This window comes from Prescottella sp. GW823-FHT02E09 (assembly GCF_058797375.1).
Genome location: NZ_JBXAJP010000003.1, coordinates 503,674 through 520,358, shown reverse-complemented (window position 1 = coordinate 520,358; position 16,685 = coordinate 503,674). Strand labels below are relative to the sequence as shown.

At 67.6% G+C, this 16,685-nt stretch carries 19 protein-coding genes; 10 read left to right on the top strand and 9 right to left on the bottom strand.

Annotated elements, in window-relative coordinates; translation table 11 throughout:
- Positions 1-978: 978 nt before the first annotated feature.
- The 4 genes from AC1RIF_RS10170 (at position 979) to AC1RIF_RS10155 (ending at position 3,635) form a co-directional block, all read left to right on the top strand.
- The gene (locus tag AC1RIF_RS10170; RefSeq protein ID WP_492601223.1) at positions 979-1,785 is read left to right on the top strand and encodes a hypothetical protein; all 807 of its coding nucleotides are present in this window, start codon (positions 979-981) and stop codon (positions 1,783-1,785) included.
- A gap of 84 nt (positions 1,786-1,869) precedes the next feature.
- A complete protein-coding gene (locus tag AC1RIF_RS10165) occupies positions 1,870-2,472 on the top strand; it encodes a hypothetical protein (protein ID WP_492601222.1) in 603 nt (200 codons plus the stop codon).
- Between the two features lie 358 nt (positions 2,473-2,830).
- Positions 2,831-3,190 (top strand): GNAT family N-acetyltransferase, encoded by a 360-nt coding sequence (locus AC1RIF_RS10160; protein ID WP_492601221.1) that lies wholly within the window; start codon positions 2,831-2,833, stop codon positions 3,188-3,190.
- 91 nt (positions 3,191-3,281) lie between these two features.
- Positions 3,282-3,635 carry a GNAT family N-acetyltransferase gene (locus AC1RIF_RS10155; RefSeq protein WP_492601220.1) on the top strand — a complete coding sequence of 118 codons (354 nt, stop codon included), beginning with the start codon at positions 3,282-3,284 and terminating at the stop codon, positions 3,633-3,635.
- Here the strand turns inward: AC1RIF_RS10155 and AC1RIF_RS10150 are convergent, their stop codons facing one another.
- Genes AC1RIF_RS10150 through AC1RIF_RS10140 form a run of 3 tightly spaced genes read right to left on the bottom strand, consistent with a single transcriptional unit; the run spans position 3,636 to position 5,322 of the window.
- A complete protein-coding gene (locus AC1RIF_RS10150) occupies positions 3,636-4,436 on the bottom strand; it encodes an exodeoxyribonuclease III (protein ID WP_492601219.1) in 801 nt (266 codons plus the stop codon). It abuts the gene before it with no gap.
- Between the two features lie 14 nt (positions 4,437-4,450).
- Entirely contained in the window at positions 4,451-4,702 is a 252-nt protein-coding gene (locus AC1RIF_RS10145) for a putative acetyltransferase (RefSeq protein WP_492601218.1), read from the bottom strand.
- Between the two features lie 14 nt (positions 4,703-4,716).
- Complete coding sequence (locus tag AC1RIF_RS10140; protein ID WP_492601217.1) at positions 4,717-5,322, bottom strand: peptide deformylase; 606 nt, start codon at positions 5,320-5,322, stop codon at positions 4,717-4,719.
- 224 nt (positions 5,323-5,546) lie between these two features.
- Here AC1RIF_RS10140 and napA point away from each other — a divergent pair, with 224 nt between their 5' ends.
- The 5 genes from napA to AC1RIF_RS10115 all read left to right on the top strand — a co-directional run bounded on the left by napA (position 5,547) and on the right by AC1RIF_RS10115 (position 9,865).
- The gene (napA, locus tag AC1RIF_RS10135) at positions 5,547-5,873 is read left to right on the top strand and encodes a nucleoid-associated protein NapA (protein ID WP_492601216.1); all 327 of its coding nucleotides are present in this window, start codon (positions 5,547-5,549) and stop codon (positions 5,871-5,873) included.
- A 72-nt stretch (positions 5,874-5,945) separates the two neighbouring features.
- Positions 5,946-6,524 (top strand): LytR C-terminal domain-containing protein, encoded by a 579-nt coding sequence (locus AC1RIF_RS10130; protein ID WP_492601215.1) that lies wholly within the window; start codon positions 5,946-5,948, stop codon positions 6,522-6,524.
- 62 nt (positions 6,525-6,586) lie between these two features.
- Positions 6,587-7,297 (top strand): superoxide dismutase[Cu-Zn], encoded by a 711-nt coding sequence (gene sodC / locus AC1RIF_RS10125; protein WP_492601214.1) that lies wholly within the window; start codon positions 6,587-6,589, stop codon positions 7,295-7,297.
- A gap of 96 nt (positions 7,298-7,393) precedes the next feature.
- Entirely contained in the window at positions 7,394-8,512 is a 1,119-nt protein-coding gene (locus AC1RIF_RS10120; RefSeq protein WP_492601213.1) for a glutamate--cysteine ligase, read from the top strand.
- Positions 8,513-8,536: 24 nt separating this feature from the next.
- The gene (locus tag AC1RIF_RS10115; protein WP_492601212.1) at positions 8,537-9,865 is read left to right on the top strand and encodes a phosphatase PAP2 family protein; all 1,329 of its coding nucleotides are present in this window, start codon (positions 8,537-8,539) and stop codon (positions 9,863-9,865) included.
- 29 nt (positions 9,866-9,894) lie between these two features.
- Here AC1RIF_RS10115 and mnhG read toward each other — a convergent pair whose 3' ends face one another.
- The 6 genes from mnhG to AC1RIF_RS10085 are packed head-to-tail and all read right to left on the bottom strand — an operon-like array spanning position 9,895 to position 16,054.
- Entirely contained in the window at positions 9,895-10,233 is a 339-nt protein-coding gene (mnhG, locus tag AC1RIF_RS10110) for a monovalent cation/H(+) antiporter subunit G (protein WP_114718601.1), read from the bottom strand.
- Positions 10,230-10,490 (bottom strand): monovalent cation/H+ antiporter complex subunit F, encoded by a 261-nt coding sequence (locus AC1RIF_RS10105; RefSeq protein ID WP_492601211.1) that lies wholly within the window; start codon positions 10,488-10,490, stop codon positions 10,230-10,232. The genes mnhG and AC1RIF_RS10105 overlap by 4 nt, the downstream gene beginning before the upstream one ends.
- Positions 10,487-11,059, bottom strand: a complete 573-nt coding sequence (locus AC1RIF_RS10100) for a Na+/H+ antiporter subunit E (RefSeq protein ID WP_492601210.1) — start codon at positions 11,057-11,059, stop codon at positions 10,487-10,489. Before AC1RIF_RS10100 ends, AC1RIF_RS10105 begins: the two co-directional genes overlap by 4 nt.
- Positions 11,056-12,657 carry a Na+/H+ antiporter subunit D gene (locus AC1RIF_RS10095; protein WP_492601209.1) on the bottom strand — a complete coding sequence of 534 codons (1,602 nt, stop codon included), beginning with the start codon at positions 12,655-12,657 and terminating at the stop codon, positions 11,056-11,058. Before AC1RIF_RS10095 ends, AC1RIF_RS10100 begins: the two co-directional genes overlap by 4 nt.
- Positions 12,654-13,220, bottom strand: coding sequence for a Na(+)/H(+) antiporter subunit C (locus AC1RIF_RS10090; protein ID WP_492601208.1), 567 nt, complete (start codon positions 13,218-13,220; stop codon positions 12,654-12,656). The genes AC1RIF_RS10095 and AC1RIF_RS10090 overlap by 4 nt, the downstream gene beginning before the upstream one ends.
- Positions 13,217-16,054, bottom strand: a complete 2,838-nt coding sequence (locus AC1RIF_RS10085) for a Na+/H+ antiporter subunit A (RefSeq protein WP_492601207.1) — start codon at positions 16,052-16,054, stop codon at positions 13,217-13,219. The genes AC1RIF_RS10090 and AC1RIF_RS10085 overlap by 4 nt, the downstream gene beginning before the upstream one ends.
- A 197-nt stretch (positions 16,055-16,251) precedes the next feature.
- Between AC1RIF_RS10085 and AC1RIF_RS10080 the strand changes: the two genes are divergently transcribed.
- A complete protein-coding gene (locus AC1RIF_RS10080) occupies positions 16,252-16,674 on the top strand; it encodes an NUDIX hydrolase (protein ID WP_492601206.1) in 423 nt (140 codons plus the stop codon).
- Positions 16,675-16,685: the final 11 nt, after the last annotated feature.

Genomic DNA, 16,685 nt, shown 5'->3' with positions numbered 1-16,685 from the left:
AACCCTGGTTCGACTGTCCGAGTGCACTACTGACAGAGCGGCGCCGGCCTCGCACAGGCCTGATCCGACGCCTGGCGTCGGGGTGAGTCAGGCGTGTAACGGACCGGATGAGCGGCGATGAGCCCATCCTGATCTCCCCCGATTTCCCCCGTCCAGAGTCGGACCTGATTTCGATCCGACTTCGAGCGTGTAACAGATCGTCACACACACCGTCGAGTCATGCTCCGGTTTTGGGGAGAATCGCGAATCCGGCATCGAGATCGGAAGATGTACTGCAGTACAAACTTTGAGCTCTCGATCTTGGGGAGATCGTTTGCGGACTTCCGGCGGGACGGGCATGTCACCGTCGAGGTGATCGTGCCGAATGGATCGTGTCGAGTGGATCGAGTCGGTTGGTCCGACTGGAAGTGCCAGGTGCGCAGCGGCGGAACGGTGCACGTACATCACGATGGCGTGGTTCAGGCGGAGCGTCAGCCGGTGGAGGCGCGGAGTCCTCGCGGACGGTTTGCAGATCGGCTCCGAAGATGTTGTGTACCAATGACTATCGGATGGTCCGTGGGTTCAGGGGCCGGAAGTCGACAGTCGAGGAGCCGATGGAGAATATCGAATTGATCAGGGCACCAACATATGTCGGACGATTGTTCAAGTCGGGTGAAGCCTCGAGGCGATCGGAAGGAAAAGCTGCAAAATCATCACATGACTGCCTCGTGCATGTGACGATCTGTTACACGTTCGCAGTCAGGCCGGCACAAGGCCTGGCTCAGGATGGGGAACCTCGGGGGAGGTCGGGATGAGCACAACTCCGCTCGTTCCGGCCCAACGCCAACAGCGCACGCCCGACTCACCCCAACGTCATGCATCGCAACGAGCTGCAGTGCGCCTCGAGCCGATGCTCTTCTTCAGAAGTGTGCTCGGGCAGGAATATCGAATTCGCTCGAATCAGCCTGGCTGGGTGACTATTCCGTATGGGGGTTCCAAGTGCTGAAACTATTGACCCGCTCCATGATCCTGGGTGCGGCAGCCGCTTTTGCTCTGGTCGGTGGTGGTGTGGCGAACGCAGCCGCCCCGGTATCGGGCGCCAAGTACGAATTCGAGAACTGGGATACCTGTCAACTCGACAAGGTATACGACCCTGCCACGGACCTGGGTACCTGTATGACTGTTGTGGTTCGGGACGGCACGATGCGAGTCGGTAGCTTGAACGTCCGGATTGCGGACGGAAGCTTGATGATTGCCGGTGGCGTCAGCCAGCCCGATCCGGCGCAGCCGACCAATCAGGTCTTCGTCCCGGCCGCGAACGATGGCAAGTTCGGTGTGTACTCGAAGTCGATCAGTGTTCCGGGTGGCGCACTCGGAACGGGCTCGTCCGAGGACTTCGGGCCGACCGCCATCCAGGCGACGGTCGAGGCTGTCGCCTTGCCGTCGGTGCAGCCCTACACCCTCGGCGTCGAGCTTCCGGTTCGGTTGAAACTGACCAACCCGCTGCTGGGGAGCAACTGCTACATCGGTTCTGCGTCCAACCCGATCCGTCTCTCTCTCGCCCTTGAAAATGCCGGTGCTGCGCAATGGATTTCGGACACGGTCCCAGGCGTTCCGGGCGGGGTCTGGCCCCAGGCGACCCACAAAGCCACCAACTTCGCGGTGCCCGGCGCTACCGGATGCGGACTCTTCGGCTCGCTGAACTGGGCTGTCAATCAACGTGCGGGTCTGCCGTCGGGCGGCGCAGGGAACTACCTGTCCACCACCAGCTCGGTCTACAACGCCGCAGGATGGGAGCTGCTGTAGCTCCGCTGTCGAGTCGATCGTCAATGCCGTTCCACCTCGAACCGTTCACCCGAACGGGGCTCCACCTCACACAAGGAGAAGTAGATGGCAACGAAGGTTCTCAATCGTGGTAGCGCAGTTCTGGCCGTTGCGGCGGCCGCGACTTTGACGGCAGCAGGGCTGTCGTACGCGTCGACGACTATCGCTCCGGCCAACACGCCGGTCACCGCGACGAGTAGCGATCTCCGGATCATCACCCCGGGGTACACCATGCGCTGCACCAATGTGTCCGGCAGCGGATCAACGCCGGCCGCACCCGGCAACAGCAATCCGTCTACTGGCGGCATCGCGATCGATATCAACACCGTCAGTCTGTCGAGCTGTCAGCTGAACGGTCAGGCTGCGAACGTCGTGGCCAGCGGGACCTGGAAGCTGAATGTCGATCACGACGGAGCATCCCCTCAGGGTTCGCTGATCATCCCTGCCGGTGGAGCGGTGGTTACCGTGCCGTCGAGCGGTTGCTCGATCACAGTGGGGGCCAGCACGATCGGGCCGCTGCCGTATGCGAAGCCGTCGGTGACCGCCTCGAACTCCGGAACGGTCAACTTCAACTCCACCGGTGGTGGCGTGTGCCCGCCGGCAGGCCCCGGTACGGCCACCCTGACGGGCAAGCTGACCTTCTCGCCGGGAGTCGACGTCACGCCGTGACGCTGATCTGACCTCGACCGTCCCGGTGCTCGTATCGATGGTGCCGGGACGGTCGAGGTCTTCTTGCGTTGCATGCGTCAGTGCTCGATGGAAGCGGCTCTGTCAGGGGACTATTCGGCGCACCGGCTCGCCGGGAGGTTCGGTGTGGTTTCTGTATCGGCGTTTCTGTATCGGCAACGCGGGTAGGAGGTTGTGAAACCGGTGGGGTGGTATCGGTGCACGGTTGGTGCTCACCATCGAAGGGTGCGGAATTCGAGTCGAATGGATTCGGTCAAATGCCTGACAGGTCGCGGCGAACGCCTGTACTAATAGTGGCGTGGATCACATTGTTGCATCGAAAGCGCCCCGAGGAGGTGTCGTGTTCGCCGATTCGCCCAGCGCCGACGTGACCGACAACGTCGACCAGAACCGCTTCGAGTTGCGGCTCAACGGAGACCTGGTGGGAATCGTCGGCTACTACGACACGTCGCCCGCCCGGCGTCGCGGCGCGCGGAAACCTGCTCCCGTCGTCTCCTTCATGCACACCGTCGTCGTCGAGGACTTCGGTCACCGCGGTCTCGCTGCCGTCATGGTGCGGCGCTCCCTGGATCGGGCCCGGGACTACGGCTGGCGTGTGCGCCCGGTGTGCACGTATGTGCAGCGGTTCGTGGAGGCCAACCCGGAGTACCTGGATCTGATGGCGCCGCAAGAGGCGTCCGACTCGATCTCGCTGAACTGATCGACGCGCGGCCACGCCGCGGTCAAGGATCGGCATCGAACCGCCCCACCCGTCCCGAAACGGACCCGGTGCCGGCGGTTCGGCCGGTTTCATGGGGAACGTGAACAGCGAATCCCCACGAACAGCGGGCGCTGTCGCCGACGCCGTCCGCATCGTCGACAGCCCACCCCACGAGCGCTACGAACTCTGGGTGCGCGACGACCTCGTCGGCATCCTCGGCTACCGCCGCGACAGTGCCGGTCCGTCCGGGGACGTGCTCACCCTGCTGCACACCGTCGTCCGCGAGGATCGAAGCGGCCGCGGCTGGGCTGCGGTACTGGTGCGGGCCGTGCTCGACCGCGCCCGCAGCGAGGGCACCCGGATCCGTCCGGTCTGCACCTACGTCACCCGGTTCCTCGGCACCCACACCGAGTACCTGGACCTGCTCGACGAGCGGCGACCCTGATCAGGTCAGATCGACCACGACCGGCGCGTGATCGCTCGCGCCCTTGCCCTTGCGCTCGTCCCTGTCGATGTGCGCGCCGGTGACCCGCGCCGCGAACGCGGGGGAGCCCAGCACGTAGTCGATGCGCATGCCCTGCCGCTTGGGGAACCGCAGCTGCGTGTAGTCCCAGTAGGTGTAGACGCCGGGGCCCGGCGCGTGCGGGCGCACCACATCGGTGAAACCGGCGTCGGCGAACCCGTCGAACGCGTCCCGCTCCGGCTGCGACGTGTGCGTCTTGCCCTCGAAGAACGCCGGATCCCACACGTCCTCGTCGGTGGGGGCCACGTTCCAGTCGCCGACCAGCGCGATCTGCGCGTCCGGGTTGCCCGCCAGCCAGCCCTCCGCGTCCGCGCGCAGCTTCGCCAGCCACTCGAGCTTGTAGACGTAGTGCGGATCCGTCAGCTCGCGGCCGTTGGGCACGTACAGGCTCCACACCCGCACCCCGCCCACCGTCGCGCCGATCGCGCGGGCCTCCTGCGCGGCCTCCGCCTCCGGATCCTTGTTGAACCCGGGCTGGTCCGCGAACCCGACCTGCACGTCCTCGAGTCCGATGCGCGACGCGATCGCCACGCCGTTCCACTGGCTCAGGCCCACGTGTGCCACCTCGTAGCCGGCCTCGGTGAACCGCTCGTACGGGAACTGCTCGTCCTTGCACTTGGTTTCCTGCATCGCCAACACATCGGTGTCGGTGCGGGCCAACCAGTCCACGATCCGGTCGGTTCGGGCACGGACCGAGTTCACATTCCACGTCGCGAGTCGCACACTCGAGAGGGTAGTCAGCCGCCCCGACAGTCGTCGGACCCGGGCCCGGTCCGGCGCACCGGCTTGGGGCCCAGCGCCTTGAGCCGCACCACGTCGGCGCGCTCGACCTCCACCACCCGATCGTCGGCGGTGCGGACCACCAGCGTCGGCTCGAGCTGCTCGAGCGTCCCGATCACGTCGGTGAGCGGATGGGTGCCCCCGGGTGGCAGGCGGTACCGCACCACCACCCGGCCACCGAGCGTCGGCGGACCCGGCTCGCGACTCATCACGGGTCCTCGACTCAGTCTTCTTCGGAGTCCTCGTCGTGACCGAACGGGTCGTCGACCGTGCCCGGCGTCCAGCTCAGGCCCGGCACACCCCAGCCCTCACGCTTGATCGTCTTCTTCGCCGCGCGCTTGTTGCGGCCGATCAGCACGTCCACGTACAGGAAGCCGTCGAGGTGACCGGTCTCGTGCTGCAGCATCCGCGCGAAGAAGCCGTGGCCCTCGATCTCGACCGGGTTGCCGTCCTCGTCGGTGCCCGTGACCTTGGCCCAGTCGGCGCGGCCGGTGGGGAACTGCTCACCGGGAACCGACAGACAGCCCTCGACGTCGTCGTCCTCGTCCGGCATGGTCTCCGGGATCTCCGACGTCTCGAGCACCGGGTTGACCACGCAGCCGCGGCGACGGGCCGACTTGCCGTTCTCGTCGACGTCGGGGCAGTCGAAGACGAACAGCCGCTTGGCGACACCCACCTGGTTCGCGGCCAGACCCACACCGTTCGCGGCGTCCATCGTCTCGTACATGTCGCGGATCAGATCGGCGAGTTCGGCGGGGGACTCGGTCACGGGCTTGGTCGGCTCGTGCAGGACGGGATCGCCGACGATCCGGATCGGAAGAATAGCCATGGTCATCAAGGATAATGGGCGTGATATTCGCGGCGCGCCCCCCTGGAACCCCGTCACCCCCGCCCCGACCGTGGTTCAATGACCAGGAAGAACATCGGTGTAATTCGTGATCGGGGGGCCGGTCGGCCGTACACCCGAGCGCGACGTTCGGCCTGATCCGATCGGGCCCACCAGGGGGCGCGAGGTTCACGAAGGCCGGGCGGGATCAGCAGTCGAGGAGTGAGATGGACGGCGCAGCAGCCCGGGACCAGTCTGAACGCAGCGACGGCGCGTCGAGCAATGAGGTCGGCGAGGACGGCCTCACTCGCCGCGAGCACGACATCCTCTCCTTCGAGCGGCAGTGGTGGAAGTACGCCGGCGCGAAGGAAGAGGCCATCAAGGAACTCTTCTCCATGTCGGCAACTCGCTACTACCAGGTGCTCAACGCGCTCGTCGATCGTCCCGAGGCTCTCGCGGCCGACCCGATGCTGGTCAAGCGCCTGCGTCGGCTGCGGGCCAGCCGGCAGAAGGCCCGTGCCGCCCGCCGCCTGGGCTTCGACATCTCCACGTAAGCCGCCATTCAACTCCCGGCCGTCGTCACCTCGTTACGAGAACAGTCCGACGCGCCGATTAAGGTCGGAACCGTGACCACCCCGAACCCAGAGTCGTCAGGCCCCCCGCTGCGAGCCCTCGCGATGGTGCTGATCGCCCTCGCGATCCTCTTCGCGGGGCTGGGCGCCGCCTCCCTGGGTGGCTCGGACTCCGACGAGGCCGCAACCGACGCCGCGGCCACCACCACGTCCGCGCCCGCCGCGGCGCCCGCGGCCGCACGTACCACCACGCCCGCGCCCGCCACCACCACGGCGGCCGAGGCAACGACGACGACGGCGAGCAGTTCGGCGTCCGCCACCAGTTCGGCGTCGGCCACCACGTCCGCGCGCGTCGACAAGTCCATTCCGGTGCGGGTGTTCAACAACAGCACGGTCTCCGGTCTCGCCGGCGAGACTGCCGGCGAGCTCACGTCCAACGGCTGGAACGTCTCCGAGACCGGCAACTACAGCTACGGACTGATCCAGAGGACCACCGTGTACTACGGCGACACCGCCGCCGAGAAGCAGGCCGCGCAGGCCATCGCGGCGGAACTGGGCGTCACCGCGGAACCGCGTTTCGCCGGCATCGCCAGCGCGTCCCCCGGTGTGATCGTGATCGTCACCTCCAACTAGCCCGCGAAAATCCGCTGGTTATGATCATCGGCAGATTTCATCCATCTCGAAGGAGCGGTTCGATGGCCTCGCATTCCACCCGTCGCAAGTCCTGGCGCGTCGTGACCCCGTTGGTCGCGATCGCCGCTCTGGGGCTGACCGCGTGCTCCAACAACGAGGAGCCCACCGACGTCCCCGGCACCACCCCGCCGGTGTGGACCGGTTCCCCCGCGCCCGCGGGTGGGCACGAGGAGGGCGGCTCCGAGCACGCCACCACGACCGAGGCAGGCACCGTCGAGGTGCAGCTCAAGGATGCGAAGGGCGCCAACGCCGGCACCGCGTCGTTCTCCGCGGAGGACGGCTACGTCCAGATCACCGTCAACGCCCAGGGCCTCGAGCCCGGTTTCCACGGCCTGCACGTCCACTCGGTCGGCAAGTGCGAGCCCAACTCGGTCGCCCCCACCGGCGGCGAGCCCGGCAACTTCCTGTCCGCCGGCGGCCACTTCCAGGTCGAGGGTCACACCGGACACCCGGCCAGCGGCGACCTCACCTCCCTCGAGGTCCGCGAGGACGGCAAGGGCTACCTGGTCACCACCACCGACGCCTTCACCCTCGACGACCTGAAGAACGGCGGCAAGGGCACCGCGCTGATGATCCACGCGGACGCCGACAACTTCGCCAACATCCCCACCCGCTACACGCTGCCCGACAACGCGCCGGTGCCGGACCAGGCCACCCTCGCCACCGGCGATGCCGGCGGCCGCGTCGCCTGCGGCGTCATCGGCGAGCACTGACGCTCGAACGACGCGAGAACTGACAACGGCGGGGCCATCACGGCCCCGCCGTTTCGCGTCCTGCAGGCGCTCGACCGCTGTGGTTGGATCGGTGATGTGGGAGTCCCTTTCGCCGGTTCGCCGCGTCCGACCCTCGGGGTGGAATGGGAAATTGCGCTGGTCGACCGGACCACCCGCGATCTGTCCAACACCGCCGCAGCCGTCTTCGACGCCGTCGGCGAGCTGGCCGACCACCCTCGGGTCACCAAGGAGTTGCTGCGCAACACCGTCGAGTTCGTGACCGGCATCTGCGACAACGTCGGCGAGGCCATGGACGACCTGTCCGAGACGATGTCGCTGGTGCGCCGGGCCGCCGATCCGCTCGGCGTCGACCTGATGTGCGCGGGCACCCATCCGTTCGCGCAGTGGTCCACACAGCTGCTCACTCGCACGCCCCACTACGACGAACTGATCGAACGCACCCAGTGGTGGGGTCGCCAGATGCTCATCTGGGGTGTGCACGTGCACGTCGGGATCTCGGACAAGGCGAAGGTGTTCCCGATCCTCAACGCGCTGCTACTGAAATACCCTCACCTGCTTGCGCTTTCTGCGTCATCGCCGATGTGGACCGGAGTCGACACCGGCTACGCCAGCAACCGGGCGCTGATGTTCCAGCAACTGCCCACCGCCGGCCTGCCCTTCCAGTTCGACGACTGGACGCAGTTCGAGGGCTACGTCGACGACCAGCTCACCACCGGCGTCATCGAGAACCTCGGCGGCCTGCACTGGGACATCCGGCCCGCGCCGCGCTGGGGCACCATCGAGGTCCGCGTGTGCGACGGCGTCTCCTCCCGCTCCGAACTGAGTGCCCTCGTCGCCCTCATCCACTGCCTCATCGTCGACCTCGACACCCGACTGGAGGCGGGGGAGACGCTGCCGTCCATGCCGCCGTGGCATGTGCAGGAGAACAAGTGGCGTGCAGCCCGATACGGCCTCGACGCCGAAGTGATCCTCGGCGCCGACAATCGTGAACGGCTCGTCACCGACGACCTCGACGACCTGCTCGAACAACTCACTCCCACCGCGGTGCGGCTCGGCTGCACCGACGAACTCGCGCGCGTCGCCGACATCCCGCGGAGCGGAGCGTCGTACCAGCGTCAGCGCAAGGTAGCCGCCGCGACCGGTGGCGACCTGCGCGCCGTCGTCCGTTCCCTCGTCGACGAACTGGACACGTAAGCGCGAATTCACTCGCCGTTTACTATGAACGGCGTGTTAGTGGACGGTGGGGCGCGGACGGAGCCGAGACGGTTCGACGGACGAACTCGAAATCTCCTGTTCGGTGGCGTCGTCGCGGCCGGCATCGCCATCCTGATCGCGCTGCAGGTCTTCGCGTCGTCGCGCGGCTTCCAAGGGCCGCTCGAGAGCCTGCGCGACGACTTTGTCGGTACCCCCAAGTCGGCGTCGGTGCCGTGGGCCGGACTCGCGCTCGCGATGGTGGGGCTCACCAACCGGCAGCGGGTGCTGGCACTGTCGAGCGCGGTGGCGATCGACGTGGTGATCGCCGCGATCCGCTACCTCGCGGGCGGTCCGCTCACCGTCGGCAACGGCGCGGTCATCGTGCTGACCGCGATCGGCGTCTGGGCGGGCTGGAAATGGTACGGCGAACAGCGCCGCAGCGCGCTCATGGGTGTCGGCCTCGGTGCGCTGCTGATCGTCGCCACCAAGTTCGGCGACGTGTGGCTGCACATCACCGTCCTCGCCGGCCCGGAGGTTCTGGACCAGTACGTCCAGCTCGCGGATCACGCGCTCGGCAACCCGTCGTGGGTGATGGGCAACGTCGTCGAGGCCACGGGCTCCGCCGGCTACGCCGTCCTGCACTGGGTGTACATCGAACTGCCCGTGGCCGCGATCGTCGTCGCGCTGTACCAGCTGCGCAAAGGCTGGCCGTCGCATCATCTGGTCCGCACGTTCCTGCTGATCGGACTGATCGGGCCCGTCTTCTACATCTTGTTCCCGGTCGTCGGACCCATCTTCGCTTTCGGCGCCGACGGCAATGGCTTCCAGGTGGGCGACTTCTGGCCGTCCGTCGTCCCGTTCGACCTGACGCCGTCGGCGATGCCGTTCGACGACGCCACCCCGCGCAACTGCATGCCCAGCCTGCACACCGCGTGGGCGCTCGCGATCTTCCTGCACTCCCGGCAGGGTCCGCGGTGGCTGCGCTGGGGCGGCACGTTCTGGCTGGTGTGCACGCTCACCGCAACCCTCGGCTTCGGATACCACTACGCCGTCGACCTCATCGCCGGCGTCGTCCTGACGTTGACCTTGGAGTCCGCCCTGCGGGCCCCGGAACGCGGTTGGGGCCTGTTCCGGGTGCGGATCGTCGCGTCCGGCGCCGCGCTGCTCGCCGCGCTGCTGCTGAGCTACCGGTTCCTGGCCGTGGAGATCGCCGAGTACCCGATCCTGTCGGCGCCGCTGCTCCTCGGCGTCCCTGCGCTCTTCGCCTACGCATACTGGCGGACGTTCTACCGCGCTTCCTCCCCGCGATTTGAGCACTTGTCGGTCTCGGAGCGGCTCCAGGAACACCGATAAGTGCGCGAAACGCGGTAGTCGGGTGAGCTCTAGCGGAACGTCCCCGGATCCTCGTCGCGGTTGATCAGCAGCCCGTCGCGCCCGCGCTGTTCGCGGTAGGCGACACGGCCGACGCTGTGCGCGATGACCGGTGCGGTCAGCAGCGTGAACAGGCCGATGAGCACGAGCATCCAGATGTCGACGTTGCCGTGCAGGCGGATCACCGCGCCGACGAGCACCAGCACCAGACCGACGACCTGCGGTTTGGTGGCCGCATGCATGCGGGAGAGGGTGTCGGGGAAGCGGACGATGCCGATCGCGGCGGTGAGCGCGAGGAACGATCCGGTGAGAATGCAGATCGCCGCGAGAACGTCGAGGAAGGTGTTCACGAGTCGTCACTCACCCGGAACCGGGCCACGCTCACCGAGCCGACGAAGCCGACCAGGGCGAGCGCGACGATGGCGGGCACGATGGTGGTGTCACCGCTGTACGCCGCCCACACCGACAGCCCGCAGATCGCGGTGGCGATGAGGGTGTCCATCGCGACCAGCCGGTCCAGACTGCCCGGCCCGTCGAGCAGTCGGTAGGTGGTGAGCAGCGCCGCCACCACCAGCATCACTCCGGCGATGATCATCACGGCGGTCATGCGCGATCCTCCCTGCCTTCTTCGTGGTACTCGTAGTCCCGCAGGTGCCACGGCGCCGGCTGCCATTCCGAATCCCGTTCGAACGACGCGATGAACAGCCGCTCGAGCTGCCGCACCGATCGGTAGAACTGGTCGACGGCCTTGGTCGTGCCGACGTCGAGGACGTGCACGTACACCGCGCGCCGCGCCTGGTCCACCTCCAGCACCATCGTGCCGGGGATCAGGTTGAGGACGTCTATGCACAGCGTCAGCACCAGGTCGGACTTGATGCCGAGCTTGCAGCGGAGCACCCCGGTGACCGGCGGCGGACCCGGCCGGATCGCCAACCAGGCCACCTGCACACTCGACTGCGCGGCGTGGAAGATGATCACCCCGACGAGCTTGACCATGGACAGCAGATGCACGCGGCCCTCGACGGGCACCCGGGGCAGTGGCAGCAGCCACATGATCAGCAGGCCCACCACGATCCCACCGAGCAGATTCGCGATGCTGAACGTGCCCCACAGCAGGATCCACACCACCGTCAGCCACGCGAGGACGCCGACGCGGAGTACGCGTTCGCGAGTCATCGGGCACCTCCCTCGCCCAGTACGGCGGTGATGTAGACATCCCGATTCTGCAGGTCCTGAGCCGCGCGGTCACTGATCCCGATCATCGGGCCCGCGAAGAGCGTCAGCGCCAGACCCACACAGACCAGCCCGATCGTCGGAACCAACATGAACACCGGCATCCGGCCCACGTCCTCGCGGTCGACGAACGCGATGTCCTCCTCCGACTCGTCGATCAGCGCGGACGGGCTCACGTCGGCGAGTTCGCCCTCAGGGGCGTCCGCGCGGGCCCGCCAGAACGCCTTGGTCCACACGCGGGCCACGACGTACAGCGTCAGCAGGCTGGTCACGGTACCGCCGGCGACGAGCAGCCACGACAGCACGCTCGGATGCGCGACACCGGCCTGCAGCAGCGCGATCTTGCCGATGAAACCGGAGAACGGCGGAATGCCGCCGAGATTGAGCGCGGGAATCAGGAACACGATCGCCAGCACCGGGCTGGCGGCGGCGAGGCCACCGAGGCGGCGCAGCGACGACGAACCGGCCTGCCGCTCGATCAGGCCCACCACCAGGAACAGCGTGGTTTGCACGATGATGTGGTGTGCCACGTAGTACACGGCCCCGGACAGGCCGGACTGGGTGGACAACGCGACACCGAAGATCATGTAGCCGATGTGGCTGACCAGGGTGAACGAGAGCAGACGTTTGATGTCGCTCTGCGCGATGGCGCCGAGGATGCCGACGATCATCGTGAGCAGACCGCACACCATCAGGACGTTGTCGAGTTCGCCCTGCGGGAACAGCAGCGTGTGCGCGCGGATGATGGCGTACACACCGACCTTGGTGAGCAGGCCCGCGAACACCGCGGTGACCGGGGCCGGGGCGGTGGGGTACGAGTCGGGCAGCCACGTCGACAGCGGGAACACCGCCGCCTTGATGCCGAACGCCACCAGCAGCACGCCGAAGATCGCCATCCGGGTGCCCACCGGGACGTCGTCGAACCGCACCGCCATCTGCGCCAGATTGAGGGTGCCGGTCGCGGCATAGGCGAAGGCGATGCCGCACAGGAAGATCAGCGACGACACCATCGACACCATGACGTACGAGACGCCCGCCCGGACCCGGTCGGCGCTGGCGCCGAGGGTCAACAGCACGAAGCTCGCGGCCAGCAGCACCTCGAAGCCGACGTACAGGTTGAACAGGTCGCCGGCGAGGAAGGCGTTGGACACGCCCGCCGTCAGCGCCAGATATGTCGGTAGGAAGATCGACACCGGCTGGTGTTCGTGCCCGTCCCGGATGCCCTGACCGATCGAATAGATCATGACGGCGAGCAGCACGATCGACGACACCAGCAGCATCAGCGCCGACAGCCGGTCCACGACCAGCGTGATGCCGATCGGAGTGTCCCACCCGCCGACCTGGATCGCGGTGGTGCCGTGCCGGTCGGCCAGGTAGAGCAGCATCGCCGAGATCGCGGTGACCGCGGTGAGCGCGGCCAGCGTGACCCAACGCTGCGCGGTGGGCCGGCGGCCGATGATGAGGGTGACCGCGGCGGCGATCATCGGGATCAGGACCGGCAGCGGGGCGAGCGTGCCGATGAGTTCGGGGGAGAGCGTCATCGCTGACCTCCCGGCGTCTCGGCTTCCAGGGCCTCTTCGTCGCTGTCCCCGTCTTGTAAGGACTCGTAGGCGGTGTAGTCCTCGGGATCCTCGAGCTGTTCGACGGGAATCGGGTTGCCTTCCGAGTCGAAGGCGTCGCCGCTCTTGCTGGGCGCGCCGGTGATCGGGTCGTCGGAGCGGTCGCGGTCCGGCGCCTCGGCCGGGGTGCGCCGCTTGGAGACCTTGGTGTCCTCGGGGTCGTCCTCGACCCGGTCCGCGGTATTGATCTTGAACGAGCGGTAGGCGAGGGCCAGCACGAACGCGGCGATACCCATCGTGATGACGATCGCGGTGAGGATCATCGCCTGCGCCAGCGGGTCGGCCATCTCCTCGTGCACCGACTCCCGGCCCACGATCGGCGGGTTTCCGGAGCGGCCGCCGACCGTGAGGATCAGCAGGTTGACGGCGTTGCCGACGAGCAGCAGACCCAGCAGCATCCGGGTGATGCTGCGCTCGATCAGCAGGTACACGCCGGCGGCGGTCAGCACGCCGATGACGATCAGGGTGGCGAGGTCGGCGCTCATCGGGCGTTCACCTCGACCTGTGCGTCGAGTCGGGCTCCGAGACTGCGGAGCACGTCGAGCACGAGACCCACCACGATCAGGTACACCCCCAGGTCGAAGAAGATTGCGGTGACGAGTTTGATGTGGCCGAGCAGCGGCAGCGTCACCTCGAACACCGCCGACGACAGCGGCGGCGCGCCCAGGAACAGCGACGTCAGCGCGGTTCCGGCGGCGAGCGCGAGGCCCAGACCGAGGATCTTGCCGGCGTCGATGGGCACGGTCTCGCCGAGTTCGTAGCGGCCGCCGGCGAGGTAGCGCAGCACCAGCGCCAGGCCCGCCGTCAGACCGCCCGCGAAGCCGCCGCCGGGCGCGTTGTGGCCGGAGAAGAAGAAGTACACCGACAGCACCATGATCGTCGGGAAGATCAGGCGGGTGGTCACCTCGAGCACCAGCGAACGGTGCCGCGGATCGATGAGGTCGCCGCCACGCAGCCACGTCGTCTCCGTGCTCGCCGACGCGGCGTCGAGCACGATGGACGGGGCGTCGGCGACCCGCGGTGCGACACCGAACCGGCGGTGTCGGAACACCAGGCTCGCGACGCCGGTGGCTGCGACCAGCAGCACCGAGATCTCGCCGAGCGTGTCCCACGCGCGGATGTCGACCAGCAGCACGTTGACCACGTTGCGACCGTTGCCGAGCAGGTATGCGGCGTCGGGCAGCTGGTGGTAGATCGGCACCGAGTTCCGGGCGTTCATCGCGTACGCGGCGATGGTGGTGACCGTGGCGCCGACACCGACCGCGAGGATCGCACGCGGCAGCTTGAAGCCGATGGCCTGCCGCTCGTCGACCTCGGCAGGCAGCTTGCGCAGCACCAGCACGAAGATCACCAGGGTGAGGGTCTCGACGAGGAACTGGGTGAGTGCGAGGTCCGGGGCGCCGTGCAGCGCGAAGATGACGCCGCAGCCGTAGCCGCCGAGTCCGACGAGGATCACCGCGGCCAGGCGGTTACGCAACACCGTCGCGGCCAGCGCCGCCGCCATCATCATCAGCCCGACGGTGAGCTGCAGCGGCGACTCCCACAGCCGCAGGCTCGCCCACACATCGGTGCGCAGCGCGAGCAGGATCACCGGGAGCAGCACCAGCGTCGCGAGGATCGTCGACTGTGTCAGCGGCAGCGAGCCGCGCTGCGTGAAACCGGTGAGACGCATCGACAGGGTGTCCATGCCGCGCAGAGTCGCGTCGTACACGCGGTCGGCGTTGCCGAGCGGCGGATGCTGGAAGCGCAGCCGCGCGACGGCCCCGCGGTGCGCGACGAACAGCAGCGCACCGACCGTGATCACGACACCCGTCAGCAGCAACGGCAGATTGAAGCCGTGCCACAGCGCGAGGTGGTAGTCGGCATGCGGGCCGGCGGGCAGCGTCGTCGAGTACGGCGTGAGCAGCTTCTCGAGCTGCGGCGACAGCGGACCGGCCGCCAGGCCGGCGACCGCGAGCAGCGCGGGCGCCGCCAGGAACAGGGCGCCCGGGGCGTGCATGTTCGCGACCGGGGCGCTGGGCTTGCGGAGCCGCTTGCGGCCGAATGCCCCCCACACGAACCGGATGCTGTACGCCACGGTGAGGATCGAGCCGAGCACCATTGCGACGACGATCGTGGTACCGACCCACGGCTCGAACACGCCCGATTCGAGGATCGATTCGAGGGCCGCTTCCTTGCCGACGAAGCCGAGGAACGGTGGCAGACCGGCCATCGATGCGGCCGCCAGCGCCGCGATGACGGCGAGCCAAGGCGCTCTGGGCCCGAGCCGGGCGAGTTTGCGGATGTCGCGGGTGCCGGTGGAGTGGTCGATGATGCCGACCACCATGAACAGCGCCGCCTTGAACATCGCGTGGGCGACGACCATCGTCATGCCGGCCAGGGCCGCGTCGCGGGAGCCGACGCCGACGAGCACCATCAGGAAGCCGAGCTGGCTGACGGTGCCGAACGCGAGCACGAGTTTGAGGTCGAACGAGCGGAGCGCGCGCCAGCCGGCGAGCAGCATCGTCGCCAGTCCGAGCGTGATGATCGTGACTCGCCAAGGTGGTGAGTCCGCGTAGCCCGGGGCCAGGCGGGCGACCAGGTAGATGCCGGCCTTGACCATCGCGGCCGCGTGCAGGTATCCGCTGACCGGGGTGGGCGCGGCCATCGCGCCGGGCAGCCAGAAGTGCAGCGGGACGATCGCCGACTTCGACAGCGCGCCGATCAGTATCAGCACGATCGCGATGTTCGCGAGCCACCCACTCGCCGGGCTCGCGATCACGTCGGACAGGTTGTAGCTGCCCACCTGCTGGCCGAGCATGATGATGCCGACCAGCATCGCCAGGCCGCCGGCCGTGGTCACCAACAGCGCCTGGGTGGCGGCGCGGCGACTGGTGGCGCGCTCGGCGTAGTGGCCCACGAGTAGGAACGACAGGACCGTCGTCAGTTCCCAGAAGGTGTAGAGGATCAGCATGTTGTCGCTGGTCACGAGGCCGAACATCGCGCCCGCGAAGGCGACCATCTCGGCGGCGAAGATGCCGAGTCGGGGTTCGTCGTCCTTGAAGTACCGCGCGCAGTAGACCAGGATCAACGCGCCGATGCCCAGGATCAGCACCGACATGATCGCGGCGAGCGAATCGAACCGCATGTCGATGTCCATGGACAGGCCGGGCACCCACTGGATGTGCAGGCTCTGTTCGGTGCCCCAGTTCGCGATCACCCAGCCGAGGCTCGCGAGTGGTACCAGTGCGAGCGGGTAGAACGCGTTGCGTCCTATTGATCGCACGACGAGCGGAGCCAGAACGGCGGCTATCGCGTGGGCGATCAATATGACAAGCAAATGGCACTCCGTCGGGTGGTCGGGCGGCGGGGTGACGAATCGGTAATACCGAGAGTCGGGCAGGCCCTTCGCTTAGCTAGCGAAGTGGACTGCGGGATCCATCTTACTAAGTGTCCAAATCGGCGATTCAATCGGTACGAAGCGGACAATCCGTGGTAGACGGGCGACCGGGCCGCGCGGCGGGTACGTTGCGACAGGTGTCCGACGAGAACCCCACTCTGATCCGTACCGCCGCCCTCGCCCACATCCGGGACCGCCGCATGCTGCAGGCCCGGTCCGCCGGCAAGACCGCCTTCTACATGGCGGGCGGCAAGATCGACCCGGGCGAGACGCCGGAACAGGCCCTCCGTCGGGAGGTCCGCGAGGAACTCGACGCGGGGATCGTGGACGGGACACTCGTCGAGCTGGGTGTGTTCGAGGCCGAGGCCTTCGGACACCGCCCCGGCACCCGCCTGCACATGACGTGCTTCCTCGCGGACCTCACCGACGAGCCGCAGGCCACCAGCGAGGTCGCCGAGATCCGCTGGTTCACCGAGGCCGAGTACGCCGCCATGCCCGAGACCGCGCCCGGCTCGCGGCTCGTCTTCGCGCGGCTGCGGGAGCTCGACCTCGTCGACTGACGTTGGTACCT